We start from the raw sequence: 25,748 nt of genomic DNA on the forward strand, positions 1-25,748 counted from the left end.
AACATTACATGATGTAGTGTAAAAATGGGAGGAAATCACTATATGAAAACAAATCAAGAAATAGGAACACTTTTTGTACGCGTCATCTTAGGCATTATTTTCTTTTTACATGGGCTTCAAGCATATCAAGGTGGACTAGGAGGCACTGCGGCATTTTTTGGTCAAATTGGTGTCCCAGAATTTATGGCCTATATTGTCAAAACAATTGAACTGGTTGGTGGAATTGCCCTGATTCTAGGTTTAGGCACACGTCTTTTCGCAGCTTTATTTGTGCCAATTATGGCTGTAGCCATTATCACAGTTGGTTTTGCAAGAGGATTTGTGGGCGGTTATGAATTTGAACTTTCTTTAATGGTCATGGCGCTTTACTTGACACTTAGTGGCAGCAAGATGCTATCGATTGATGGATTGTTAAAACAACAGCAGCAAAGCAATGAAGCAAAATTTCATTAAATAACAAAAAACTCCTTCTGCGATTTGTAGCAGAGGAGTTTTTTTATGGTCAAAAGGTCGTTTTATCCTTAAAAAAGGAAAAGTGAAGAGGCGTTTTGATGATGACAGCCCTTTATTTCACATATTGAATGAGCAAAAAAGCAATTTCATTTTTTGACGGAACATACGATCTCCTATTAAAATAGGGGTAACTAAGAAACATGGTGCGTTAAAAGATATAGAAACCAGACGGCATGCTGCTGTTCATCTTGAGCAATACGCTTCATTAATTCCTTTGTTCCTTGATCACGGACATAGTCTGATACCGTTAAGTAAAAATCGACTGTTTTTTGTTCGTCTTTAAAGGCAAATAAGAGACCTTCTCTAAATTGGTCTGGACAAGGCTCTGTTATGCTTGGTTTGTGGTTTTTACCAGTCAAAGAATAGTATAGCTTTGTAAATAGCTGATAATGTCTGACTTCATCCTGACGTATTTCTTGAATGATTTTTTTCGCTTCAGGATTTTTTGCTTTTTGTGCGAGTTTTTCATAGCATTGGATCGCAGAATATTCGCCATTGATGGCCTTTTCAAGGTCTGCAATGATCCTTGTGTTTTGGCGCATGTCATATGGCGAGTAGTCATAATAACCGTAATACATGATATTGCCAGCCTCCTTTTAGATCATGATGGTTTATGATATGAAAAGAGTCGGGAAAGGTGCCTATTTTCTATTCAATCGGTGAAGAAAGGGAAGGTGATAGGAAAATAGCTATTTACTTTTATTTTCGCTAGAATATGAGTACATAAGAAAGGTGTTGTGGAACGTGGAGATTCAGTTTTTAGCAGGCAGATCGGGGAGTGGAAAAACGACTGCAATTCTAGAAGAAATCAAAGAACAACTGCGGCTTGATCCGCTGGGTCCGCCAATCATTTTTTTAGTCCCGGATCAAATGACATTTTTAATGGAATATGAGCTTGCAAAAACGTCTGAAGCTGGTGGAATGATCAGGGCCAAAGTCTTTAGTTTTACTCGGCTTGCCTGGTCTATATTACAGCAGACTGGCGGTGCGAACCGTCAATTTGTCACAAGCACAGGGATTCAAATGCTCTTAAGAAAAGTAATAGAAGAACAGAAAGACAAGTTTAAGGTATTCAAAAAGGCGAGTGATAAACCGGGATTTGTTGAGCAAATAGAAAAGACGATGGCTGAATTCAAAAGGTACTGTATGATGCCGGAGGATATTGAAAAAATCTCGGCATCCAGTATGCATTCAGAGTATACAGAAGAAAGACGTGCGGCGGAAAAATTGCATGATCTTCATGTTCTTTATCAGCAGATGGAGCAGCATCTGCAAGATGAGTATGTGCACTCAGAGGATTACTTGACACTTCTGGCTCAGCAAATTCCTTTATCAGAAGAATTGAGAGGGGCACACATTTTTATAGATGGTTTTTATCAGTTTACCCCCCAGCAGCTTCTTGTCATTGAACAGCTGTTGCTACATGCCGAAAAAATAACAGCTGCATTCACAGTGGATCGTTCCTATCATGACACGCAGCCAAATGAACTTGATTTATTTCGCATGACAGGTAAGACATATTCCCAGCTTTATCAGTTGGCCAAAGAGTGCGGAGCGGCTATTTCTGAGAACATTTTGGAGAGAAATAAGCGGCATCTTCATACTCCAGATCTAGCTTATTTAGAAAATCAATATGAACAGAGACCTTTGCAGCCGTATCAAGAAGAAACGCCTCACCTTACCGTATCGAAAAGTGCAAATAAACGAGCTGAAATTGAGGGAGTAGCGAGAGATATTCTTGATTTAGTAAGAGGTGAAGGTCTTAGGTTACGAGACATCTCAATTGTTGCAAGACATGTAGACGACTATAAAGATACGTTAAAAGAGGTGTTTCGAGATTACGATATTCCTTTCTTTATTGATGGAAATGAATCGATGCAGTATCATCCGCTCATTGAGTTCATTCGTTCGAGCCTCGATGTCATAAAAGGGAACTGGCGGTATGAGGCGGTGTTTCGCTGTGTGAAAACGGAGTTCTTATTTCCGCTTGAACTCGCCAAAAACAAAGCGAGAGAACAGGCGGATCAGCTTGAAAACTATTGTATTGCTTACGGTGTAAAAGGTGAACGCTGGACGAATGGTTCACGCTTTCATTATCGCCGCTTCCAATCACTAGATGAAGATTTTGGACAAACCGATCAAGAAATAGAAATGGAGCAAATGCTGAATGATGTAAAAGAATGGATTGTTCCGCCTCTCTTTCAATTGCAAAAAAGATTGAAAAAAGCGCAAAAACTAAGAGACATGGTGGAGGCAGTGTATGTCTTTCTAGAAGAAGCCCAAGTGCCAGAAAAGCTTGAAAAGGCAAGGCTTGAGGCAGAAGAAGCAGGCAGGTTAGCTGAAGCGATGCAGCATGGGCAAGTATGGGATGCTGTCATTCAATTAATGGATGAATTTGTTGAAATGCTGGGCGAGGAGGAGCTCTCATTTCCATTATTTCAACAGATGATGGATACAGGACTGTCCTCTCTCAAGTTCGCTTTGATTCCCCCTTCACTTGATCAAGTCTTTATTGGAAGTATGGATTTATCCAGAATGTATCAAGTAAAGTGTACGTTTCTCATTGGAGTAAATGATGGGGTTATACCTGCGCGGCCCTCTGATGAAAGTGTATTGTCTGAGGACGACCGGGAATGGTTAAAACGTGCAGGAGCAGAGCTGGCAGAGACAGGGAAGGAACGGCTGCTGGATGAACAATTTTTGATTTATCAAGCGCTGTCCAGTCCATCGCACTACCTGTATTTATCCTATTCAGCTTCAGATACGGAAGGGCGGTCTCTTTTGCCTTCGACCCTCATCAAGTATTGTGAGGAACTGATGCCAAACCATCAGCAAGCCCTCTATGTGTTAGATCCAGAGCAGTTGGATGATCAGGAGCAATTAAAATTTGTAACAAACGAGCATGTCTCGTTATCCTATACCGTTTCGCAGCTGCAACAATGGCTCAATCAATATCCGATCAGCGGCGTATGGTGGAGTGTATATAATCATTTGATGACCTCGTCCAACTGCGACGTATCAAAAAAAATCATATCCAGCTTGTTCTTTACAAATAGAGCGAAACGTTTAAAGCCGAATGTCACAAAAGAACTTTACGGTGACCATATTCAGGGCAGTGTTTCAAGAATGGAGAAATTCAATGCATGTGCATTTTCTCATTTTGCTTCCCACGGGCTAAAACTAAAAGATCGACAATTTTACAAACTAGAAGCACCTGATATCGGCCAGCTCTTTCACTCGGCTTTAAAACTGATTTCAGATACGCTTGTTGAACAAAAAAAGGATTGGAAAAACTTAACGAAGGAAGATTGTGTGACCTACTCAAGGCATGCAATTGAACAGCTGGCTCCACGTCTACAAAAAGAAATTTTATTAAGCTCTAATCGGCATGCTTATATAAAAGAAAAGCTTCAAAAAATCCTCATCAGGGTGTCTTCTATATTAAGCGAACATGCAAAAGTGAGCGGATTCTCTCCGGTTGGACTTGAGTTAGGTTTTGGAGGTCAAGGACCTCTGCCGCCGTTTACTTTTCAATTAAAAAACGGCTGCACGATGGAGCTTGTTGGAAGGATTGACCGAGTGGATAAAGCAGAAGGATCAAAAGGACTTCTATTAAGAATTGTCGACTATAAGTCCAGTGAGAAGGGGCTTGATCTAGCAGAAGTTTACTACGGTTTAGCCTTGCAAATGCTCACTTATTTAGACCTGACCATTACGTATTCTAAAGAATGGCTTGGCATGGAAGCGACACCGGCAGGAATTTTATACTTCCATATTCATGACCCGCTGATTCAAGCGCCTATTCCGCTTGGAGAAGATGCAATTGAGCAGGAAATATTGAAGAAATTTAAAATGAAGGGTCTATTGCTCGAAGATGTGGAAGCAGTGAAGTTGATGGATCAAACACTCGAATCAGGAAGATCACAAGTCATCCAAGCTGGTTTGAAAAAGGATGGTTCTTTCCGATCTGACTCTGCGGTATTAAGTGAAGATCATTTTCACATTCTCACAAAACACGTTCGGCGAACCTTTGAAGAGGCAGGAGAAAGAATTACAAGCGGTGAGGTAGAGATAAATCCATATAAATTAAAGGATCAAACCCCTTGCCGCTTTTGCTCCTTTAAGTCTATTTGCCAATTTGATGAATCAATAGAAGATAATGAATTTAGGGTGCTCATCTCTGAGAAGGATGATGTCATGTTAGACAGGATCAAAAAAGAAGGGGATCAGTATGCAAATACCAAAACCGAATAACAGTACTTGGACAGATGACCAATGGAACGCCATCGTTTCAGAAGGACAAGATATTCTTGTTGCTGCGGCGGCAGGGTCAGGGAAAACAGCGGTCTTGGTTGAACGGCTCATTCGAAAAATGACTCGGCCGGAGCAGCCAGTTGATGTGGACAGGCTGCTCGTAGTGACTTTTACCAATGCTTCAGCAGCAGAAATGAAGCACCGGATCACTGAAGCACTTGAAAAAGAACTATCTAAAAACCCTGGTTCCCTTCATATGCGAAGACAGCTGTCACTTATGAATCGTGCCAATATTTCTACCTTGCACTCCTTTTGTTTGCAAGTTCTGCGCACTTTTTATTATGAGATTGACCTTGATCCAGGTTTTCGTTTGGCTGATCAAACAGAAGGAGAATTATTAGGAGATGAAGTGTTAGATGAACTGTTTGAGGATGAGTATAAGGCTGGAAAGCCGTCATTTTTTGAACTCGTTGATCGTTACACATCTGATCGGCATGATTTAGATCTTCAATGGCTTGTCAAAAGAATTTATGAGTTTTCTAGGTCACATCCAGCGCCCGAACAATGGATGCGGGCATTCCTTTCTCTTTATGATGTGGATACACAGACAAAGGTAGAAGAATTACCCTTTTATCCATATATCAAAGAGGACCTTTCTCTCGTTTTAAGAAGCTGTCAGGAACTGCTGGAACAAGCGCTCACTTTGTCAAAAGAGCCGGGTGGTCCAGCACCGAGGGCGGAGAATTTTATAGATGATTTAGAGCAAGTAAATGAATTAATAAGGCATCAAGATGATTTTGGAACACTTTATGAGCTTTTGCCAAATATCAATTTTAAAAGATTAAAGACTTGCAAAGGGGATGACTATGACCCAGCTCTGTTAGAAAAAGCAACAGATGCACGCAATCAAGCCAAAAAACAATTAGAAAAGCTAAAAGATGAATACTTTATGCGCAGTCCCGATCAGCATTTAAAAAGCTTGGCTGAAATGAAGCCAGTTGTAGAAACACTTGTAGAGCTTGTGATTCAATATGGAGAGCGTTTCGAAAGAGCCAAACAAGAAAAATCAATCGTAGACTTTTCGGATCTAGAACATTATTGTTTGCGCATTTTAGCGAAGCAGGACGCAGAAGGAAATCTCATTGAAACAGAAGCGGCTAAATACTATCAAAAGCAATTTGAAGAAGTACTCGTGGATGAATACCAGGATACAAATCTTGTCCAAGAAACGATTTTAAAGCTCGTGTCTAAAGGGAAACATCCTGCAGAAGGCAACCGCTTTATGGTTGGTGATGTGAAGCAGTCCATTTATCGCTTTAGACTTGCAGAGCCGATGCTCTTTTTAAATAAATATAAACAATTTAAAGCAGACAGCAAAGAAACAGGTAAAAGAATTGATCTAAATAAAAATTTCCGCAGCCGGGCTGATGTATTAGACAGTACCAACTTTCTGTTCAAACAGCTGATGGGAGAAACAGTTGGAGAAATTGAATATGACGAACAAGCTGAATTAAAGCTTGGAGCGAGTTATCCGCAAAGCGAAGACACGACGACAGAAATGCTTCTTGTTCATTTAGATCAGCACGACACAGAAAGCGATGAAGAACGAGAAGAGCTAGAGACGGTACAATTTGAGGCGAGAGTGATTGCAAAGAAAATAAAAGAATTGGTAGAACAGCCTTTTCAAGTGTACGATGCAAAACAGCAGCTGACCCGCAACTTGCAGTATCGAGACATTGTGATCTTGCTTCGCTCAATGCCGTGGGCTCCGCAAATGATGGAAGAGTTGAAGAAGCAGGGAATCCCTGTTTATGCGAATCTTTCCTCAGGCTATTTCGAAGCGACAGAGGTATCTGTCATTCTTTCTTTGTTAAAAGTGATTGATAATCCATATCAAGATATTCCGCTCGCTGCTGTTTTAAGGTCACCTCTTGTTCATTTAGACGAAAATGAGATGGCACTGATTAGAACCAGTGATAAAAAAGGCACTTATTATGACGCTGTGAAGGCATTTATGAGTGTGACACACTCTGATCATCCGACATGCAGAAAGCTGGAGCGATTCTTCCTTCAATTACGCAAATGGCGTGATTTTTCGATTCAGCATTCGGTAGCAGAACTGATTTGGGAAGTGTACCGAGATACACAATATCTAGATTATGTCGGCGGGATGCCAGGAGGTAAGCAAAGACAGGCAAACCTTCGGGCTTTATATGATCGAGCGAAACAGTATGAAAAGGCTGCATTTAGAGGACTGTTTCGATTTCTTCGATTTATTGAAAGAATGCAAGAGCGTGGAGATGATCTTGGAGCGGCAAAAACGTTCAGTGAAACAGAGGATGTTGTCCGCATGATGACCATTCATAGCAGTAAAGGACTCGAATTCCCTGTTGTATTTACTGCAGGACTTGGCAGGAACTTTAACATGATGGATTTAAACCAGTCCTACTTGCTTGATAAAGAATTAGGTTTTGGCAGCAAATATATTCATCCTGAGCTGAGAATTAGTTATGCAACATTACCGCTGATCGCGATGAAAAAAAAGATGAGAAAAGAGTTATTATCTGAAGAACTGAGGGTTCTATATGTGGCGCTCACAAGGGCGAAGGAAAAATTATTTTTAGTCGGCTCTGTCAAAAATCAAGTGAAAGCTTTAAGCAAGTGGCAAAATGCCGCAAACGGAGACGACTGGCTCCTCCCTGATTTTGAACGTTATCAAGCGAGAACATACTTAGATTTTATTGGCCCTGCTCTTATCCGTCATCAAGCGATGTCTTCTCTTTTAGAAGAATCGAGAGAAGTCGTTCTCTTGCATCCATCATCATTTTCTATCACCTTTCATCAAGCGTCCGATCTTCTACAAGAAGACATGTCACTTGAAAAACAAAAACAAGACGAAGTGGTACAAGCATTAATGGAAGGTGTGCCTGTTCAAGGATATGGCGATTACGAGGAGGAAGTAAAAGAAAGACTTTCATGGCGTTATCCATATTTAGCGGCCTCCCAAGTAGGGACAAAGCAGTCAGTTTCCGAGATCAAAAGAATGAAAGAAATACAGGATGAATACAGTGTGCCTTCTTCCATTCGAAAAGCTCATGCGACACTGTACGAACGACCGGCTTTTATGAAGAAAAAAACACTCACAGCCGCAGAACAAGGGACGGCCATGCATACAGTCATGCAGCATATCCCTCTTCCTTCAAATGAACCATATGATGAATCTCGTGTAGAAGAGCTGCTCCATTCTTTAAAAGAGAAAGACTTACTAACAGATGAACAAATCCAGTCCATCAATCGAGAAGGAATTGTGGCCTTCTTTTCTACTGCTATTGGTCAAAAACTGCAGAAAGCGGACTGGGTGAAACGAGAAGTATCGTTTAGTATGGTTTTACCGGTTAAAGAGGTATACAGCCATATTGATGCAGAAGGTGAACCTGTGCTCATTCAAGGAATGATTGATTGTTTATTTGAAGCAGATGGCAAGCTCTATTTACTTGATTATAAAACAGATCGAGTGACTGGCAGATTCTCAGGTGGATTAGAGGAAGCTGAAGCGATGTTAAAAAAACGCTATGAAACACAAATATCGTTGTATTCAGCAGCGGTAGAACGTTTAACAAACAGAACATTAGAGGAGAAAATCCTTTATTTCTTTGATGGAAATCTAGAAATTTCTTTATAGGTGGAATGAATGAGAGGTGAATCACATGAGGATTCTGCATACAGCGGATTGGCATCTAGGGAAAACCCTTGAAGGCCGAAGCCGGCTTGAGGAACAAGCGGAGTTTTTAGATGAATTAAATCAAATCGTCAAGGATGAACACATTGATGTCATTGTGATGGCAGGCGATGCCTTTGATACAGTGAACCCTCCTGCTCGCGCAGAACAGCTTTTTTATGAAAGTTTGTCTGCATTATCTGATAAAGGAAAGCGTCAGGTGGTTGTGATCTCTGGCAACCATGATAACCCAGACCGTTTATCAGCCGCATCTCCTTTAACGAATGAGCAGGGGATTCATTTAATTGGATATCCGACAAATGATTTAATTCATGTCGATGTTTCTTCTGCAAGTGAACGTCTATCTATTGCAGCACTCGCTTACCCGTCTGAAGCAAGGCTAAACGAGGTGCTGGCTGAAACATTTGAAGAGAAACTGCTTCGTGATCAGTACAATTTAAAAATACAACAAATGTTTCAACATTTAAGCAGCCAATTTCAGGCGGATACGGTCAATATCGCAACAAGTCATATTTATGTGGCAGGTGGCAGTCAAACGGATTCGGAAAGGCCGATTGAAGTGGGAGGCGCATATACCGTTGCGGCCGAAAGTCTGCCTGAGGCGGCTTGTTATGTCGCATTGGGGCATTTGCATCGCCCCCAAACCATTAAACGTGCCAAGACGATTGCCCGCTATTCTGGATCTCCACTTGCATACAGCTTTTCTGAAGCAGGCTACGCCAAATCAGTCACCATTGTGGATGCAAAACCGAATGAAACAGCAAGCTGGAAAGAAGTGTTTTTATCAAGCGGTAAACCACTTATGAAGTGGAAGGCGACTGAAGGGCTGAGCCAAGTACACAATTGGCTGGATGAAAAGCGGGATCTTCAAGCCTGGATTGATTTAGAGATTCACTTAACAGATCAGCTGTCGATCGAACAAATTCATCAGCTTAGAAAACAGCATAGTGGATTTGTCCATATTAGACCAAAGTTTAAAGAGTTACAGCAAAAAGAAGAACAAAAACAAGTGGAAAAGCTCTCGATTGAAGAGCGGTTCGTGAAATTTTATGAGCGTCAGACAGGTGGAGGTCTACCTGATGAAAAAACTGTCAAGCTATTTTTAGAGCTTGCCAATGACATGCAAGAGGAGGAAGCGAATTGAAGCCGATCACGCTAACCATTAAAGGACTTCATAGCTTCAGAGAAGAGCAAACCATTGACTTTAGCTCCTTATGTGATGCAGGTGTGTTTGGTATTTTTGGACCGACTGGAAGCGGAAAATCGTCCATATTAGATGCCATGACACTCGCACTCTATGGCAAGGTCGAACGTGCACTCAATAATACGCATGGTATTTTGAACCAAGCTGAAGAAAAGCTGTCTGTCTCCTTTACGTTCGCTTTGCAAAGGGAACACCATATTTCTTATAAAGTGGAACGAGCCTTTAAACGGGCAGATGAAATGAAGGTTAGAACGACGTTATGCCGATTGATTGAAATTGGTGATACGCAGACAGTTCTTGCAGATAAAGCAAGTGAGGTCAATCGTAAAATAGAAGAATTACTTGGTTTAACCATTGACGATTTTACGAGAGCGGTTGTTTTACCCCAAGGAAAGTTTGCGGAATTCCTTTCATTGAAAGGAGCCGACAGACGCCAAATGCTGCAGCGTTTGTTTAATTTGGAGAAATATGGTGATCAGCTCGTCAAACGTTTACGCGCAAAGGCTCAAAATCACTATGGACAGAAAAACGAACTGCTGGCTGAACTGACTGGATTAGGAGAAGCTGGTCCAGAGGCATTAGCGAAAGCTAAAGAAGCAGCTGCGCAGGCGCAAGCTATTTTTCATGAGAAAAAACAAACGCGGGACGAAGCGTTCACTGCTTTTACAAAAGCGCAAACCATCTGGCAGTATCAAAAAGAACAAGAAGCGTACGAGAAGGAACAACACAACCTCAATCTGCTGGCATCCACAATGGAAGAGAAAAAGAATCAACTTCACATTGCAGAGCAGGCAGAGACATTAAAGCCTTATGCGGATGCATTAACAAAGGCTGAAAAGCAGCTCTCTCAAGCAATAAAAGAGAAGCAGGAAGCAGAAAAACATTTACTTCATCAACGAACGATCTATGATCAAATGACGCAGGAGTATGAGCAGGCACGGCAAAAGAAAATGGAAAATGAGCCAGAGCTTCTTCAAAAGAAAGAGCAGCTTATTCAATTAAAAGAAATTGAACGAAAAAAAGAAACAGCTCTTCAGGAAAAGACCTTACTAGAGCAGCAAAACAATGAAAAAGCGCAGCAATTGACTCAAAAAAAAGCGGAAGCCGAAAACGTGAAATCTTTATTAGAGCGTGCGCTTGCGAAACAAACACAGTTGAAGCATGAGCTGGAACAATTACAAGTCTCTGTCAAAGAGCGGAAACTTGTACAAGACGCACTTCGTTTCAGTGAAAATGTTCAAAGAATGAATGTGAGCATTCAAAAGGAAGAACAAAAGATTGAGAAGCTAAGACAGCGTTCAGCACAGGCGACACAATCGTATGAAAAGCTTCAAAAACAGCAAAAAGATCATCATGAAAAAATAAATCAATCGTTTCAAGCGATAGAGCAATTGTATTTTTATGTATGTGAATTTGAACGAGGTCTTACAGAATGGAGTCATAAAGAGCAGGACAAAAAACAAGAAAAATTAAAACAGCGTGATGTTGTCAGATCGGCAGAATTAAGAAAAGAATTAGCGGCAGAGCTAGTAGACGGTGAACCATGTCCTGTTTGTGGATCGATTCATCATGATCCAAAGGCTGTGATAGACAATGACCATGAAGAAACGGTTGCCCAAATTGATGAATGGATTGTAAAAATGGATAAAGAGCTCAAGCTGGCAGAGGAATATGCTAGAGACATGTTTGCTGCAAAGCAGCTGCTTGAAACGCATGCCAATCAATTAGTTAAACAGTTCTCCTTTTTATCTCAAAAAGCCCCCGATTCGGAAGTAGCTGCAGCAGTAGAAGCAGTACAGAATCCGCAGTCTTTGCACCAGCTGATTCAAGAATGGAAAGGCGTAAAACAAGATATTCAAGCAATCGAAAGCAAACGAGCTCGTTTAATGGACGTCACTTATGATCAAGCGGCAGAAATGAGCAAAGTAAAAGATCAACTGACATTTGAGCAGCAGCGCATGCAGGAATTAGACATGCTGATCAAGGAGCTTCGATCTGAGCTTTCCGAACAACTGACGCAATTTGAACAGACCTTTCCTCACCTGACAATCAACCAAGTGCAGGAAATGCAGCAACAAATTGACGAAAAGGATCAACAAGCGGAAGGTTATCAAGAGCGTATTGAGAAGAGTATTTCTTTTCTAGAGGAAAAACAGCAGGCAAAAGAGCATCTGCAAACAGCTATATACGATCTAGAGAAGGAACTCGATAAGTTGGCGCATCAGCTGGGAAGCCAGCAACACCTGATCGATCAATATGAAACAGATTTACAGCGATATCCTTTAAAAGCTGCTTCTCTTTCTGATGAACTGGACGAAGTTCAACAATCTATTGCTCATCTAAATGAAAAAGAACAGCAATCGTACGAGCAATTTAAGCATGCACAGCAATTATTTAGTGAGGCGCAAAGCCATTTCTCAAGCAGTGAACGTCAGCTCCAAGAGGCGAAGCGGCGAAAACAAGAAGCTGAGAAAGCGTGGCAAAAAGAAACAGCCTCTACTCCTTTTGATCATCCTCAGGAGATAGCACCTGCTTTAATGGATCGATCTGTACGTCTTACAGTCAAACAGGAAATTGAGGAATTTGAGGATAAAAGAAAGCAATGTGCAGCAAATTTAAAGCGAATTTCTGAACTGTTAAAAGGTGAGTCGCTGGATGAAGACGAGTGGACAGACATTCAACTAAAAAAAGAAGCGGCGGAAAAAGCGCTTGAAGAAGCGACAGCGCTGAGTGGATCTGCACAGGAGCATCTGCGAGTGATTGAAGCAAACCATCAGCGCTTTGCAAGCATTCATGAACGCCTTGAAGAACTGCAACAAGAAATTGACCGGCTGGATAAGCTTCAAACGGTGTTTAAAGGGAATACGTTTGTTGAGTTCCTAGCAGAAGAACAGCTAGAAAGTGTCAGCCGTGATGCTTCTCATCGTCTTGGGATTTTGACAAGACAAAGGTATGCCATTGAAGTCGATTCAGAGGGCGGTTTTGTGATGCGGGATGATGCCAATGGAGGTGTCAGACGTCCGGTATCCAGCTTGTCTGGGGGAGAAACTTTCCTGACGTCTTTAGCACTTGCCCTTGCTCTGTCTGCACAAATTCAGCTGAGAGGTGAGTTCCCGCTGCAATTCTTCTTCTTAGATGAAGGATTTGGTACACTCGATCAAGACTTGTTAGATACGGTGATTACAGCATTAGAGAAGCTACAATCTCAAAATTTAGCTGTTGGTGTGATCAGCCATGTGGAAGAATTAAAGATGAGACTGCCAAAGAAACTGATTGTCCACCCAGCAGATCCAAGCGGGAAAGGAACAACAGTCTCGATGGAATTAATGTAAAGTGAGGTGATCTCAGGATGGCAAAGCAAACGATTGGATTATGTGAGCTATGCGGAAGACAAGAGGTCGTCCTTACAGAACATCACTTAACGCCAAGAGAAGAAGGAGGGGCCTTTCTACCGACTGCCTTCCTGTGTATCCCTTGCCATAAACAAGTACATGCTCTTTATACAAACCAGGAGCTTGCCGCACGTTTGAATACGCTGGATGCACTAAGACAAGATGAAAAGCTTGTTCCGTACATCAAATGGATTCGAAAGCAGCCGGCAAGCAAGCTGGTCAAAACAAAGAAATCAAGACAACGCAGAAAGAAATAAGCATAAAAAAGCGCTCCTCTAAATGAAATGAGTGTAGAGGAGCCGCTTTATGCATTGCCTACCATATTCTGATCATTTAAGTCAGGATCCACATAGTTGGTGGCGCTAATGCCATTATTTAAAATCAAGAAATCTCCGGTATTCCCCGCTCCAGAGCCTAAAGCAGATTTTGAAGAACTTTTAGGCGAAAGATAAAATGAGTCACCGACGTTTACGACGCCCCCAGAAATCGAGTTAATGTAAATGGGTCCGACAATTGCTGGCATAATCGACATCCTTTATTCGAAGTCATATCACCATCATATGCGCAGGTAGGTCCAATTGTGAGTTTGGCGGATGTTCGTCGTTGTTGCTAAATAACTCTCGAATATGCTTCACTCGCGCAACGGCATTTATTCCGCACGTAGAGCCAATTTGATAGATAGAGGAGGAAGAGACCCCTTCTACATGAATGGACGAAACTTTAATGAGAGGCTTTTCATGATAAAAGGCCGTTCTAACCGCTCGTTCTGGCAGCATCAATGGGATTGGCTCATAATACACTTCAAATTCTTTTGCATCTAGGTTTTCAGCTTCATTTCCATAAAACAAACTAATGGTTCTCTGAACAGCTAACACCTTCACGTTCGGGCATAACTCTTGTGTATCACCAATTTGAACCACACTCGAAATCCCCACAGAATTCACCTTCGAGAACTTCACTTGAGATGTGCGCTTAATCATTATCGAGGGGCTAGAGGAACAAACGGGCCAATAATTAATGATTCTGGCGGTGTATCGAAAATCGATGACAGTTGTACATGGTCCGTGTCCCCGATAATAAATAGGGAAGAGGACGATACCCCAACTACTTTAATGCTTCCAGTTTCGATGTTGCGGTTGACGACTGTGAAATTCATCCGTTTTCCTCTCCTTTCGTTTCATTTGGAATATGGGCTAAAAAGTGCTCGATTGCCCGTTTGACATCATGTTTCACGTATTCAGCAATTTGCTCGGAACGTTGAAGCGGGGTCATATCTTCCCTTTGTGGCAGCTGCCCGGCATAATATTTGATTCTGCTGTCTATTTGTTTTCGAATGTCCTCAATGATATGGTGTTTGTTGCTTTCATCAAGCGAGCCTTCGTATCGCTGCTCTAGTTCTTCAAGAAGCTGCGGTGCTTCTTCATTTAAGAATGCATCGACAAGCTGGCGTGTTTGATTGAAAAATTGATCAGCCATTTCTTGCTGCATCATTCCAATTCCCGGGGGTGTTGTTTGGCCCACTTCAAAATTTTGAACACTATTTGGATCAGATGGATTGAGACCGATATTTAATGTGCCTTCCAGCCGCTCGATTTTCAGTTGATCAAATTGATAATCAATCCGTTCAATCGTTGTTGTCGGTTTATCTTTGATCATTTGCATTTCCTGCTGAAGCTCGTTAAGCCTTTTTTCAAGCATCATGATTTGCTGTGTTTGCTTTTGAATGATGCCATACATTTGTGAAGCGCTGTTTTGATAGTCATACATATGCATACACCTCCGGGGATTGCAGATGAACTTATGTTGTTGGTGACTGAAGCGGTACAAAAGGTGCCGTGCTTGCGCCTTGAGACTCTTCAATTCCTTGTGTGCCTGCTGCGGCAGGTGCTGACTCTACATAGCTTCCAGTGTTATACAGATTGGAGAGTGCCTTGATTGATCCAGCACTGCCGATTTGCAGAACGGATGAGTTACTCACAGACTCCACACGTAAGTAATTAATTTGTATCGCTTGATTAATATAGAAGTTCAATGGATTCTCACTCCTTACAAGTTACCAACAAGCGGTTGATCAATGACATCACTATCATACGTATTTGTCACACTTTTATAGTTGCTAATGCGTAATTGATCACCAGTGTTAAAACTGCCTGCGCCGGCAAACGTTTTAACCTGACTATTTGGAGAAATGGTGATGCAGTCTCCAACATGAACGACTCCGCTCGTTCCGACGGCATTTACTTTAAAGGCTCCAACAATAGCCGGCATAGCGGTGCACATCCTTTAGAAAAATAGGGCACTTCGTTTTTGGGCGTTTCACCATAGCTTATGATGGGTCTTTTAATATGTGATTGTCTTTTTGAAGAACTTTGATGAGAGGAATGAAGTGTATGGTTTACCCTTTATTCGAGCATTCTTTAGAGGTGGTTTTGATGCCTTTATTTAAGAGTGTGTCAAGCTCTTGACTGCACCTGATGGTTTCTTCGGCATTCATTCCGAATTTTTTTGCGGTCTCAATCAAATGTAATCTTTTTTGTTCAATTTCATAATTGATCATAACGGACGCCAACTCTCACATTTTTTATCAAATAGAAGGATATGGTTAGTATACCCTATTTTTCTATAAAAAAAGCTCTTTCGTCAATATGAGAACTAAAGTGACAAAATTCGAAAGTGTCTTTACAGGCGCGATGTCTCTTTTTTAATCTCAGTTTGTAAATAACGTCGTCTTTTGTTGATATACTGTCGGATTAATTCTCGCTCTGAACGCAGCATGTCTTGTCGGTTTTTCGTATATGGATCATCTCCAATTCGCTGCTCAATCGAAGCATGCCATGACTCAATGATGGGGAGAAGCCGTTTTTCTAAAAAATGTGTATCTAGTACGTGCTGGAAAAGGGCATAATAGTCTCTTTTAAATGCAGGGATGTCTAGCAATCTAGCGGTTAATGTATTGAAACCGCTGACTGGAATATAATCAAACGCCATTTCTTCTCCGTGAATATCACGACCCCAAGTCGCATCATAATCCCAAGGCATTACTTGAAACCTTCCTTGATCATTCACATAAAGCGCATAGTTATGAACAAAGCCATCAAAATTTTGGGTACACACGACACCAATGAGCCAGCGGAAATATTGTGTTACATCAATGTACTGCTCAATCTTATTTGCAAACGTGTCGTCCCTTGCGGTGTTCAAAAAGTAAATAAATTCACTCAGCTGCTTGTCGTGTTCAGGAGTTCCCGTTTTTTTCTCATAACCGAGAAGAAGATGTTTTTTTGGCTTTTTATCAAATGAACTTAAAAGAGAGAAATTGGCGTCATCATCTACAGCATAATAAATGCCGCCTCCATGCAGCTGTCGTTTTTGGAGGAACAGCTCATCTACAGATTCTATTTTTAAATAAATGCCTTCTTTTCTTCCATTAATGGTCAGAAACACATGAGAAGCGGATGGGCTGAATACACCCATCTGTTCAAAGAAATAAAAAGACAGCCTGTTGCGAATGAAAGAAGGATCATTGTACTCTGCATTTAAGTGAAAAAGGGATTCACCCTGTCTTTGCTTTGGTTTTCGATATTCAATTTGATAGGATTTTTTCTTGAGCTTTCGGATGTGTGATCCTCGGTATGAGGCATAAATATGTGACTTCGTTTGGCCGGTTTTCAGAATGGCCTCGACGGGTTCATCGTTCCATACGTCCTTTTTTAATTCCATGAGATCTTTTGGATGAATCCAGATATCCAGTTGTTTTAAAGGTTCTGTGTCCATGCGTTCATCACCCTCCTATATCTCCTCCACTATATGAAAATGAAGGAATGTCCTGTACCTGCTGGTAGGTATTCATGGAGTTTTCTAAGAAAGAGGCATTCGCCAAGAACACTTGTCTACCGAGTCTCGTAACATAAAGCAGAGAAGATAAACAGCTTTGTCTGTTTGTTTTGTCAGAGCACAGTTTGGGAGGGGAATTGTTCGTGAGCACATTTGATCATTCGCATATTGAACATGCAGTTGATTCACTTCGAAGTGAGGGGCGTGATCAACACTTAGATCGTGAACCAGAATCGGGATATTCGCACAAATCATCTCGTTCTCGTCATTCAAATCGCCGTCACTGGTTCTTTGGTGGAGGAGGCTGCCGTAAGTCACATCGCAGCAAAAAAAGCCATAAAAGCTATCGCTCTAAAAAAAGCTATCGCTCTAAAAAAAGTCGCTGCTCAAAGAAAAGTGTAAAGAGCGAGAAACCATGCAAAAGCAAAAAGTCGTATAGAAGCAAGAAATCATGCAAAAGCAAAAAGTCGTATAAAAGCAAAAAGTCATACCGCAGTAAAAAGAGTAAACCAAAAAAATCATGCCGCAGCAAATACAGATCTCATAAGAAAAGCTGCCGCAAATCACATCGCAGCCATCGATCTAAACGTTCTCATCACCATAAACGGAGTCACTCTTGCCGAAGATGCGGAAAGAAAAAACATCATTCCCGCCATCAAGGAAATGTTGATCGTAAATGGGATCAAGGGAATATGTGGGAGTATCGACGCTACCGCTAAATATCAGGTCTTCATTTTTGAAACCCTTTTTAAAAGAGAGTATGATAAAAAAGGGTTTTTTTTATTTCGTAGAGAAATAAAAATGAGACATCATAATGTAGTGAAATGAAGATTGTGAGGGGAAAACATGAAGTTTTTTACAGGTGAGATACATAACAGATTGTTTATCGGGGTCGTCATTGATGATGAATGGGTGATGGACGTCAAAAAGGCAGAAGCAAAACTATTTGAGCTGGAGACATTGCCAAACTCTTTATCTGAATGCATCAACATGGGGGACAAGTTTGTCGAACACGTCAAACAGCTTCTTGATTGGGCGGAGAAAAAAGAAGAAGACCGCGGCTCTTATGTCTATCCGCTTTCGGACGTGACACTCCATGCACCGATTCCAAAACCAACGAAAAACATCATGTGTGTTGGGAAAAACTATCAAGATCACGTCATGGAAATGGGAAGTGCGGCAGATATTCCTAAAGACGTGATGATCTTTACAAAGGCGCCTACCTCTGTTGTAGGGCATGAAGCGGACATTCTTCTCCATGAAGATGTGACAAGTGAATTGGATTACGAAGGGGAGCTTGCCATTGTCATTGGCAAAACAGGAAAGAATATAGCTCCGGAAGAGGTCCACGATTACATTTTCGGTTACACCATTTTAAATGATATAACGGCAAGAGATTTGCAGAAAAAACACAAACAATTTTTCATAGGAAAAAGCTTAGATACAACTTGTCCAATGGGACCTTATATCGTTCACAAGTCAGTGATTGAGGATCATGGAGCACTCCATGTGGAAACAAAGGTAAACGGAGAGGTTCGTCAGTCTGCCAGTACGGAATTAATGATCTTCCCAATTGAAGACATTGTGTCAACTCTTTCAAAAGGGATGACGCTGGAAGCGGGAGACATCATTGCAACAGGTACACCTTCTGGAGTCGGCAAAGGTTTTGAACCGCCAAAATTTTTAGCCTCAGGCGATCAGGTTGAAGTAACAATTGAACCAATTGGGACGTTATCAAATCGCGTCAAATAAAGGCGTGTTGACACAGGATTGTCGCTTTGTGTTCGACTTATTTCGTGGTACGATGAGAAGGTAATTGTTCTGATAAAGGGGGAAATCACAAATGGGAACACATTTACATATTACAGCGTGGGTGCTAGGTATTATTTTATTTTTCGTTGCCTTTGCATTAGCAGGTAAAAACGATAAAGGCGCTAAAATTGTGCATATGATCGTACGACTGTTCTACTTGATTATTATTGCAACAGGTATAGAGCTGTATGTTCGCACAGGAATGAAAATCCCGGGTTACGGGGGCGAGTATGTTGGAAAAATGATACTTGGTATTCTTGTGATTGGTTTCATGGAAATGGTCCTTGTACGCAAGAAAAAAGGAAAATCGGTGAAGGGTGTATTCATTGGTTTTATCGTGGTTGCCATTGTGACCATTCTTCTCGGCTTACGTCTGCCGATCGGTTTCCATATCTTTTAAGATAAAAAGGGCATTGCTTATCAAAAGCAGTGCCCTTTTTATGTGAGATCAAACTGAGACATCAGCCGATGACCGTCAGACGTCGTCCATTCCAATTGAACTTGATTTGTACCCGAATGATGGTGGCATTGAAGGGCAAGTGATTGCATGTCTCCTGAAAACTGAAAAAAAGACACGCGATGAGAAGGATGGAAGGAAGAGAAGATACAATCATAGACGGAAAAGCCAAGCTGTTCTACATAGTCAATGATCTGATAAAAGACGCTTTCCGGTACGAACATGAGCAAATCAAGCCACCCTTTAGAAAGAGACGCTGTATATTGAATGCGTTCACCGCCTTTTACCTCCATCAACTTCCCATTCTCACAAAGAACGACAGACCCGAGCAATTCTCCTTTTGTCCATCGATCCTTTTCTTTCAAACAGATCATAGAACTTTGAAGGCTTTCAGGCAGCATGATGTCTCCTTCTTCGTCTTCAATCAGACAATGACCGTTTTCCATCAGTAAGTACCCGTTACACCATTTTGGGTGGTTTTGCTGAAGATATGTCATTCGGTTCTCCATTCGCAAAACCTCCTTTCCTCTTTCTTTTCTTACCAAATGAAGCTTGTCCTATACACAGGGGGAAAAAAGGACAAATCAACTATCAAGGAGCCGATGCATAAACTAAGAAAGGCTAAATGAGAACACTTGATGAAAAACGGATGGGAGCTGATGATGATGTGTGGAATAACAGGCTGGGCAGACTTTAAAAAGCAGCTCATCCAACAGGATCATGTAATCAATCAAATGACAGATACATTATCTAAACGAGGGCCGGATGATACAAATACGTGGAAAAGTGAGCACGTTCTTTTCGGCCATAAACGGTTAGCCGTTGTCGATGTTGAAGGCGGAAAGCAGCCGATGACATATACCCATCAACACCATGATTATACGGTGGTATACAATGGAGAACTCTATAACACGGAGGATATACGAAAAGAATTATTCAAAAGGGGGCACCGCTTTCTTGGGCATTCTGATACAGAGGTTCTTCTTCACGCCTATACAGAATGGAAGGAAGAGTGTGTGACCCATTTTAATGGAATTTTTGCATTTGTCATTTGGGATAGTGAGCGTGAATTATTATTTGCAGCGAGAGACCGGCTCGGTGTCAAGCCATTTTTCTATACAGAACGTCATCATTCCTTTTTGTTTGGCTCAGAAATCAAAGCACTTCTAGCTCATCCTGAAATGAAAGCCAAAGTGGATCATGAAGGGTTATCAGAAATCTTTGGTTTAGGGCCGTCTAGAACACCAGGGCAAGGCGTATTTAAAGGGGTGAAAGAGCTGAGACCTGCTCATGCCCTAACCTTTTCAAAAGATGGTTTGCGTGTGTGGAGGTACTGGAATGTCAAAAGCAAGCAGCATACAGATTCGCTTGATGACACCGCTCAGCACGTGAAGGAACTCTTTACGGATGCTGTTACAAGACAACTTGTCTCTGATGTGCCTGTATGTACGTTTTTATCGGGCGGTGTGGATTCTAGTGCCATTACGGCCATTGCCGCCAAGCACTTTGAGAAAATAGGGAAAGCCCCGCTGCATACGTATTCCGTTGATTACGACGGAAATGATCAATTCTTTGAAGCAAGTCAATTTCAGCCGAATGCTGACGGCCCGTGGATTGATCGAATGACCAAAGCGTTTCAAACGAATCATCATAGCTGTATCATTGGGCAAAAAGAGCTGGCTTCTTATTTGAAAGAAGCGGTTGAAGTGCGAGATTTGCCGGGGATGGCAGATATTGATTCTTCCTTACTATGGTTCTGCCGAGAAATTAAAAAGGATTTTGTTGTTGGTTTATCAGGTGAATGTGCAGATGAAATTTTTGGAGGTTACCCATGGTTTCACATGGCAAGCGAAACCAATGGATTTCCGTGGATGAGATCAACGGAAGCACGCATTCAGCTTCTTCAAGACTCATGGCAAAAGAAATTATCACTGAAGGAATATGCGCAAAGCAAATATGAAGAAACCGTGGCAGAAACCCCTCTTTTAGATGGGGAAACTGGAGTAGATAAAGCCCGAAGAGAACTTTTTTACTTAAATATGATTTGGTTTATGACAACACTGCTGGATCGAAAAGATCGTATGAGCATGGGGGCGAGCCTTGAGGTACGTGTACCATTCGCAGATCATCGTCTTGTTGAGTATGTATGGAATATTCCTTGGGAAATGAAAATGTATGGAAATCGGGAAAAAGGGGTTTTGAGAAAAGCATTAGAGGGAATTTTACCGAATGAAGTGCTTTATCGCAAGAAGAGCCCTTATCCGAAAACACATCATCCTGCTTATACTCAGGCGGTAAAAGAGATGTTAACAGATTGTCTCGCGCAAAAGGATTCTGTGCTTCATGAATTTTTAGATCCACATCAATTAAAACAGCTGATTGAAACGGAAGGGGCTTCTTTCCAGGTTCCTTGGTATGGTCAGTTAATGAAAGGCCCACAGCTCATTGCCCATTTGGCACAGATTCATCATTGGTTTGAAACATATCGAATTGATATAGAAGCATAACAAAGGGTCGGCTTTCTTGCACTTGTTGAAAGGAAGTCGGCTTTTTTGATACATAACATGAGACTTTTAGAGCACATCAAAAGTTGATCTAACCGCTTCAATTTGTATAATTAACTTAAAGTGAATTAATTTGGAGGAAAAAGGATAATGAAAATCATTGTGATCGGAGCAGGACCAGGGGGACTTGCAGCAGCTATGATGTTGCAAAGCAAAGGACATGATGTTCATATATATGAAAAACAGTCCTTTGTTGGCGGACGTAACTCTAAGTTTCAACTTGGTGATTTCACGTTTGATACAGGTCCTACTTTTCTCAGTATGATTCATATTGCAGAGGAACTGTTCACCTTTGCCGGTAAAAATCTCTATGATTATATAGATGTGATTGAATTAAAAGAAATGTATAGATTAATCTTTCAAGATGAGAAGCTTGATATGATTCGAGATCGAGACGAAATGTACAAACGGCTAGAAGCCTTTGCACCTGGTGAGGGCGAGGGGTATGTACGTTTTATGAATGATACAAAACGAAAAATGGACCGCCTAACGCCGATTCTACAAAGTAAAATGGATCGTTTCCATCATTACTTGCGACCAAAAGTCATCAAAGCACTTCCTCAGCTCTCATTAAATAAAAGCTTATATGATGTGCTGTCGGATTATTTCTCAAATGAATCAGTGAAATATGCCTTTACATTCCAATCAAAATATTTAGGGATGTCACCTTGGGAATGCCCAGGAGCGTTCTCAATTCTTTCCTTTATGGAGCATGACACAGGCGTTTATCATCCGAAAGGCGGAGTGAATCAGCTGTCAGAAGCGATGGCAAAGGCAGCTGTTGAATCTGGGGCTACCCTTCATCTATCAACTGGAGTTGACAAGTTGCTGACGGAAGGCAGGAAAGTGAAGGGCATTCGCTTAGAAACTGGTGAAGAAATACAGGCAGATGAGGTGGTCGTAAATGGTGATTTTGCACACGTGATGACAAAGCTTGTAGAGCCGGGTCTTTTAAAGAAATATAGCGAGAAGAAACTGAAAAAGAAAAAATTCTCATGCTCCACCTTCATGCTGTACCTAGGTTTAGATACGATATATGATGAGCCACATCATACCATCGTTTTTTCCGATGACTATGCGAAGTTCGTCAAAGAGATTACGAAAACCTTTGAGCTGCCGGATGATCCGTCCATTTATATTCAAAATGCAAGTGTGACAGATGATTCGCTTGCGCCAAAAGGCAAGTCCGCTCTTTATGTGTTAGCACCTGTTGCCAATAATCAAAGCGGTATTGACTGGGAAGTGTATCAAGAAGAATTTAGAGAGCTTGTGCTGGATACGCTGGAGCGGAAAACAGGCTTTAAGAATATCAGGCAGCATATTGAAGTCGAGCGGATGATCACGCCGAAGCACTGGGAAGAAGAGCTGTACGTGTATGAAGGAGCTACATTTAATCTGGGTCACCAGTTGACGCAGATGATGGTACTCAGGCCGCATAATGAATTTGATGAGTTGAAACACTGCTGGCTCGTTGGTGGAGGAACCCACCCGGGCAGCGGATTGCCAACCATTTTAGAATCAGCGCGTATTACGACAAATGCGATTCTGTCAAAAGAGAAACATACGCACAAAAGAGTGCCACATCAAGAAAAGGGGAGCGCCTCATGAAAAAACATATATTGATTGCTGGCGGCGGTATTGGCGGTATGATCTCAGCCCTCTATTTAAAAAAAGCTGGACATGATGTCACCCTTGTTGAAAAAAATGAACGGCTCGGCGGGAGACTTGCTTTTGTACGTGAGAAAGGATATAAAGTAGATGAAGGTCCGACCATTGTCCTACTTCCTGATATGTTAAAAGGCATTTTACATGACGTAGGCATTGATGAAACATCTCTTGATCTCTTGCAGCTCGATCCGCTGTATACGATCCACTATCAAGATGGAACCTCCTATACGAAATACTCTGATACACTGCGACAACTAGAAGAAATCAAACGTGTATTTCCAAAGGAAGAACAGGGATATTTAACATTTATGCAAGAAATGACGGATCGGTTTCAAGAAGGGCAGGAAGCTTTTCTAGAAAAATCATTTCATGAAAAACGAACCTTTTTTACAAAAGCGAACATGAAGATTTTAATGAAATTAAAAGCATATCGAACCGTTCAAAGTTCTCTCAAAAAATATTTTTCAGATGAGCGCCTCCGAGATGCATATGCACTTCAAACCCTCTATGTCGGAGGAAATCCGTATGAAGCATCTGCCATTTATTCGCTTGTTTCATATAGTGAGCACGCACACGGAATTTACTATTTAAAAGGCGGATATGCGAGTTTAGTAGATATATTGGAGAGACAGCTCTTAAAGACGGGTGTACACATAAGAAAAAGTGAAGAAGTCGCACAATTTGAGTTTGAGGGGAAACGTGTGGTCAAGGCAACAATAAATGATGAGCACATAGCAGCTGATGCATTTGTGATGAACGGAGATTATCCAGCGGCGTTAAAACAGCTTGGTTTAGGTGAACAAGACCGGCGTAAATACGTTCCATCCTCCGGCTGCGTGATGGTGTATCTAGGGTTAAACAAAGTATACGATGAAGCACCTGTTCATCAATTTTTCATGGGAGAACACTTTGATCAGCATATGAGAGAGGTGTTCCAAACGAAAACGATACCTCAAGATCCATCATTTTATACTTTTAATCCATCGACCATCGATCCATCCCTTGCCCCAGAAGGCAGCAGTGTCCTATATATGCTCATTCCTGTTCCATCAGGAGATCACATCAATTGGGAACAAGAGACAGACTTTGTGGATAAAATGGTGGAGCGTCTTGAGAAAAGAGGCTTTCCACAGCTGCGAGAGGCGGTTGTCTGGCAAAAGGTGAGAACACCGAATGATTCAATGCGAGAAGGATTGTTTGAAGGCGGCAGCTTTGGACTCGCTCCTAATTTGTTTCAATCAGGTGTGTTTCGCCCGCAAGTAAAGGTTGCAGATGTAGACAATCTATATGCGGTAGGTGCTTCCATCCATCCCGGCGGCGGGGTACCGATCGTGATGCAAAGTGCAAAGCTCATGGCTTCTGTACTGCTTAAAGAGCTGAACAACAGAAAGGAAGTGAAGCTAAGTGGTTGATGTGCAAACAGCATTGAAAATATGTGAAGAGACCATTCAAACCCATTCAAAAACGTTTTATCGTGCCTTTTCCATGCTGCCTAAAAAGAAAAGACAGGCTGTTTGGGCCGTATATTCTTTTTGTAGGAGAGCGGATGACATTGTAGATGAGTCTCCTTCACCAAAGGAAGAACTGGCGTCTTTTCAGGAGGCATTTGAACGTTTCTTGCAAGGAGAAGTAGATCGTGATGATCCAATGTGGGTGGCGCTGGAGTATACATTTCAACAGTTTCGTATGGATGAATCCCCATTCCGTGACCTGCTGCGAGGACAGGAGATGGATTTAGAGCAACATCGATATGAAACGTTAGATGAACTGCTCATCTATTCCTATCATGTCGCAAGTACAGTTGGATTAATGCTGCTTCCGATCATTGCACCGCGTAAAAAAGAACAGCTAAAAGAAGCTGCGATTTCCCTTGGGATTGGCATGCAGTTGACCAATATTCTTCGAGACATTGGTGAGGATAAGGCGGAAAGGAACCGCATTTATTTGCCAAAACAAGTCATGGATCAATTTGGGTATACAGAGCAAGAATTACAAGAAGGGATCGTCAATCAAGCCTTCCAGCACGTATGGGAATATATTGCTTTTGAGGCAGAGGCGTACTATGAGGAATTTTTTGACCATCTCCATGAATTCCCACTTTATTCAAGGATACCAGTGAAAGCAGCTGCTCACTTTTATAAGGCTATTTTAGATAAAACTAGAGAAAACGAATACCGCGTCTTTACGAAGCGGTCATATATTTCAACACAAGAAAAAGCACTTATTTTAGAAGATATTACGTAATGAAAAGAAGACAAAGGGGTAAAATAAAGTTCATTTTAGCCCTTTGTCAACAATCTGAAAGGACTGC

The 25,748-nt window shown here is 41.5% G+C and carries 22 protein-coding genes; 12 read left to right on the forward strand and 10 right to left on the reverse strand.

Going from position 1 to position 25,748, the window contains the following annotated elements; translation table 11 throughout:
* Positions 1-42 precede the first annotated feature (42 nt).
* Positions 43-453, forward strand: coding sequence for a DoxX family protein (locus NST24_RS05375; RefSeq protein ID WP_008348626.1), 411 nt, complete (start codon positions 43-45; stop codon positions 451-453).
* A 191-nt stretch (positions 454-644) separates the two neighbouring features.
* Here NST24_RS05375 and NST24_RS05380 read toward each other — a convergent pair whose 3' ends face one another.
* Positions 645-1,091, reverse strand: a complete 447-nt coding sequence (locus tag NST24_RS05380) for a ferritin-like domain-containing protein (protein ID WP_007499129.1) — start codon at positions 1,089-1,091, stop codon at positions 645-647.
* Positions 1,092-1,257: 166 nt separating this feature from the next.
* Here NST24_RS05380 and addB point away from each other — a divergent pair, with 166 nt between their 5' ends.
* From addB to NST24_RS05405, 5 genes are read left to right on the forward strand one after another with little or no spacing between them, the layout of a single operon-like run.
* Positions 1,258-4,767, forward strand: a complete 3,510-nt coding sequence (addB, locus tag NST24_RS05385; protein ID WP_342462421.1) for a helicase-exonuclease AddAB subunit AddB — start codon at positions 1,258-1,260, stop codon at positions 4,765-4,767.
* Positions 4,745-8,449 (forward strand): helicase-exonuclease AddAB subunit AddA, encoded by a 3,705-nt coding sequence (gene addA, locus NST24_RS05390; protein ID WP_138278367.1) that lies wholly within the window; start codon positions 4,745-4,747, stop codon positions 8,447-8,449. Before addB ends, addA begins: the two co-directional genes overlap by 23 nt.
* 25 nt (positions 8,450-8,474) lie before the next feature.
* Positions 8,475-9,650, forward strand: coding sequence for an exonuclease subunit SbcD (gene sbcD / locus NST24_RS05395; RefSeq protein ID WP_138278368.1), 1,176 nt, complete (start codon positions 8,475-8,477; stop codon positions 9,648-9,650).
* Entirely contained in the window at positions 9,647-13,042 is a 3,396-nt protein-coding gene (gene sbcC, locus NST24_RS05400) for an exonuclease subunit SbcC (RefSeq protein ID WP_342462422.1), read from the forward strand. The genes sbcD and sbcC overlap by 4 nt, the downstream gene beginning before the upstream one ends.
* A gap of 17 nt (positions 13,043-13,059) precedes the next feature.
* Entirely contained in the window at positions 13,060-13,359 is a 300-nt protein-coding gene (locus NST24_RS05405; RefSeq protein ID WP_017360217.1) for a hypothetical protein, read from the forward strand.
* 47 nt (positions 13,360-13,406) lie between these two features.
* Here NST24_RS05405 and NST24_RS05410 read toward each other — a convergent pair whose 3' ends face one another.
* From NST24_RS05410 to NST24_RS05445, 8 genes are all read right to left on the reverse strand, one after another.
* A complete protein-coding gene (locus tag NST24_RS05410; protein WP_003211468.1) occupies positions 13,407-13,625 on the reverse strand; it encodes a spore germination protein in 219 nt (72 codons plus the stop codon).
* A gap of 22 nt (positions 13,626-13,647) precedes the next feature.
* A complete protein-coding gene (locus NST24_RS05415) occupies positions 13,648-14,082 on the reverse strand; it encodes a spore germination protein GerPE (protein ID WP_024720023.1) in 435 nt (144 codons plus the stop codon).
* Positions 14,082-14,258: a germination protein GerPD gene (locus NST24_RS05420; protein WP_003210893.1), complete on the reverse strand. Its 177-nt coding sequence runs from the start codon at positions 14,256-14,258 to the stop codon at positions 14,082-14,084. The genes NST24_RS05415 and NST24_RS05420 overlap by 1 nt, the downstream gene beginning before the upstream one ends.
* Positions 14,255-14,869: a spore germination protein GerPC gene (locus NST24_RS05425; RefSeq protein ID WP_342462423.1), complete on the reverse strand. Its 615-nt coding sequence runs from the start codon at positions 14,867-14,869 to the stop codon at positions 14,255-14,257. The genes NST24_RS05420 and NST24_RS05425 overlap by 4 nt, the downstream gene beginning before the upstream one ends.
* 31 nt (positions 14,870-14,900) lie before the next feature.
* A complete protein-coding gene (locus tag NST24_RS05430; RefSeq protein ID WP_035392485.1) occupies positions 14,901-15,134 on the reverse strand; it encodes a spore germination protein GerPB in 234 nt (77 codons plus the stop codon).
* Positions 15,135-15,148: 14 nt separating this feature from the next.
* The gene (locus tag NST24_RS05435) at positions 15,149-15,370 is read right to left on the reverse strand and encodes a spore germination protein (RefSeq protein WP_003211745.1); all 222 of its coding nucleotides are present in this window, start codon (positions 15,368-15,370) and stop codon (positions 15,149-15,151) included.
* Between the two features lie 127 nt (positions 15,371-15,497).
* A complete protein-coding gene (locus NST24_RS05440) occupies positions 15,498-15,659 on the reverse strand; it encodes an aspartyl-phosphate phosphatase Spo0E family protein (protein ID WP_008348605.1) in 162 nt (53 codons plus the stop codon).
* Between the two features lie 122 nt (positions 15,660-15,781).
* Positions 15,782-16,876: a CotH kinase family protein gene (locus NST24_RS05445; protein ID WP_342462424.1), complete on the reverse strand. Its 1,095-nt coding sequence runs from the start codon at positions 16,874-16,876 to the stop codon at positions 15,782-15,784.
* 906 nt (positions 16,877-17,782) lie between these two features.
* Here NST24_RS05445 and NST24_RS05450 point away from each other — a divergent pair.
* Complete coding sequence (locus tag NST24_RS05450) at positions 17,783-18,688, forward strand: fumarylacetoacetate hydrolase family protein (RefSeq protein ID WP_007499116.1); 906 nt, start codon at positions 17,783-17,785, stop codon at positions 18,686-18,688.
* Between the two features lie 91 nt (positions 18,689-18,779).
* Positions 18,780-19,148 (forward strand): YisL family protein, encoded by a 369-nt coding sequence (locus tag NST24_RS05455; RefSeq protein ID WP_342462425.1) that lies wholly within the window; start codon positions 18,780-18,782, stop codon positions 19,146-19,148.
* A 38-nt stretch (positions 19,149-19,186) separates the two neighbouring features.
* On the opposite strand, the gene NST24_RS05460 is transcribed toward NST24_RS05455, so the two are convergent.
* Entirely contained in the window at positions 19,187-19,714 is a 528-nt protein-coding gene (locus NST24_RS05460) for a DUF2777 family protein (protein ID WP_056705140.1), read from the reverse strand.
* 156 nt (positions 19,715-19,870) lie between these two features.
* Here NST24_RS05460 and asnB point away from each other — a divergent pair, with 156 nt between their 5' ends.
* The 4 genes from asnB to NST24_RS05480 all read left to right on the forward strand — a co-directional run bounded on the left by asnB (position 19,871) and on the right by NST24_RS05480 (position 25,681).
* Positions 19,871-21,712, forward strand: a complete 1,842-nt coding sequence (asnB, locus tag NST24_RS05465) for an asparagine synthase (glutamine-hydrolyzing) (RefSeq protein WP_024720029.1) — start codon at positions 19,871-19,873, stop codon at positions 21,710-21,712.
* A gap of 147 nt (positions 21,713-21,859) precedes the next feature.
* On the forward strand, positions 21,860-23,377 hold the full coding sequence (gene crtI, locus NST24_RS05470; protein ID WP_056705142.1) for a phytoene desaturase family protein: 1,518 nt from the start codon (positions 21,860-21,862) through the stop codon (positions 23,375-23,377).
* Entirely contained in the window at positions 23,374-24,849 is a 1,476-nt protein-coding gene (crtI, locus tag NST24_RS05475) for a phytoene desaturase family protein (protein ID WP_061418640.1), read from the forward strand. Before crtI (NST24_RS05470) ends, crtI (NST24_RS05475) begins: the two co-directional genes overlap by 4 nt.
* Complete coding sequence (locus NST24_RS05480) at positions 24,842-25,681, forward strand: phytoene/squalene synthase family protein (protein ID WP_024720032.1); 840 nt, start codon at positions 24,842-24,844, stop codon at positions 25,679-25,681. Before crtI (NST24_RS05475) ends, NST24_RS05480 begins: the two co-directional genes overlap by 8 nt.
* Positions 25,682-25,748 lie beyond the last annotated feature (67 nt).

This window comes from Bacillus sp. FSL R5-0286, assembly GCF_038593245.1.
GTDB lineage: Bacteria > Bacillota > Bacilli > Bacillales > Bacillaceae > Bacillus > Bacillus altitudinis.

Bases quoted from the DNA above. Each gene is read 5' to 3' on its own strand.
- NST24_RS05375 (WP_008348626.1), top strand. From the start codon at position 43: ATGAAAACAAATCAAGAAATAGGAACACTTTTTGTACGCGTCATCTTA.
- NST24_RS05380 (WP_007499129.1), bottom strand. From the start codon at position 1,091: ATGTATTACGGTTATTATGACTACTCGCCATATGACATGCGCCAAAAC.
- addA (WP_138278367.1), top strand. From the start codon at position 4,745: ATGCAAATACCAAAACCGAATAACAGTACTTGGACAGATGACCAATGG.
- sbcD (WP_138278368.1), top strand. From the start codon at position 8,475: ATGAGGATTCTGCATACAGCGGATTGGCATCTAGGGAAAACCCTTGAA.
- NST24_RS05405 (WP_017360217.1), top strand. From the start codon at position 13,060: ATGGCAAAGCAAACGATTGGATTATGTGAGCTATGCGGAAGACAAGAG.
- NST24_RS05410 (WP_003211468.1), bottom strand. From the start codon at position 13,625: ATGCCAGCAATTGTCGGACCCATTTACATTAACTCGATTTCTGGGGGC.
- NST24_RS05415 (WP_024720023.1), bottom strand. From the start codon at position 14,082: ATGATTAAGCGCACATCTCAAGTGAAGTTCTCGAAGGTGAATTCTGTG.
- NST24_RS05420 (WP_003210893.1), bottom strand. From the start codon at position 14,258: ATGAATTTCACAGTCGTCAACCGCAACATCGAAACTGGAAGCATTAAA.
- NST24_RS05425 (WP_342462423.1), bottom strand. From the start codon at position 14,869: ATGTATGACTATCAAAACAGCGCTTCACAAATGTATGGCATCATTCAA.
- NST24_RS05435 (WP_003211745.1), bottom strand. From the start codon at position 15,370: ATGCCGGCTATTGTTGGAGCCTTTAAAGTAAATGCCGTCGGAACGAGC.
- NST24_RS05440 (WP_008348605.1), bottom strand. From the start codon at position 15,659: ATGATCAATTATGAAATTGAACAAAAAAGATTACATTTGATTGAGACC.
- NST24_RS05445 (WP_342462424.1), bottom strand. From the start codon at position 16,876: ATGGACACAGAACCTTTAAAACAACTGGATATCTGGATTCATCCAAAA.
- NST24_RS05450 (WP_007499116.1), top strand. From the start codon at position 17,783: ATGAAGTTTTTTACAGGTGAGATACATAACAGATTGTTTATCGGGGTC.
- NST24_RS05455 (WP_342462425.1), top strand. From the start codon at position 18,780: ATGGGAACACATTTACATATTACAGCGTGGGTGCTAGGTATTATTTTA.
- NST24_RS05460 (WP_056705140.1), bottom strand. From the start codon at position 19,714: ATGGAGAACCGAATGACATATCTTCAGCAAAACCACCCAAAATGGTGT.
- asnB (WP_024720029.1), top strand. From the start codon at position 19,871: ATGTGTGGAATAACAGGCTGGGCAGACTTTAAAAAGCAGCTCATCCAA.
- crtI (WP_056705142.1), top strand. From the start codon at position 21,860: ATGAAAATCATTGTGATCGGAGCAGGACCAGGGGGACTTGCAGCAGCT.
- crtI (WP_061418640.1), top strand. From the start codon at position 23,374: ATGAAAAAACATATATTGATTGCTGGCGGCGGTATTGGCGGTATGATC.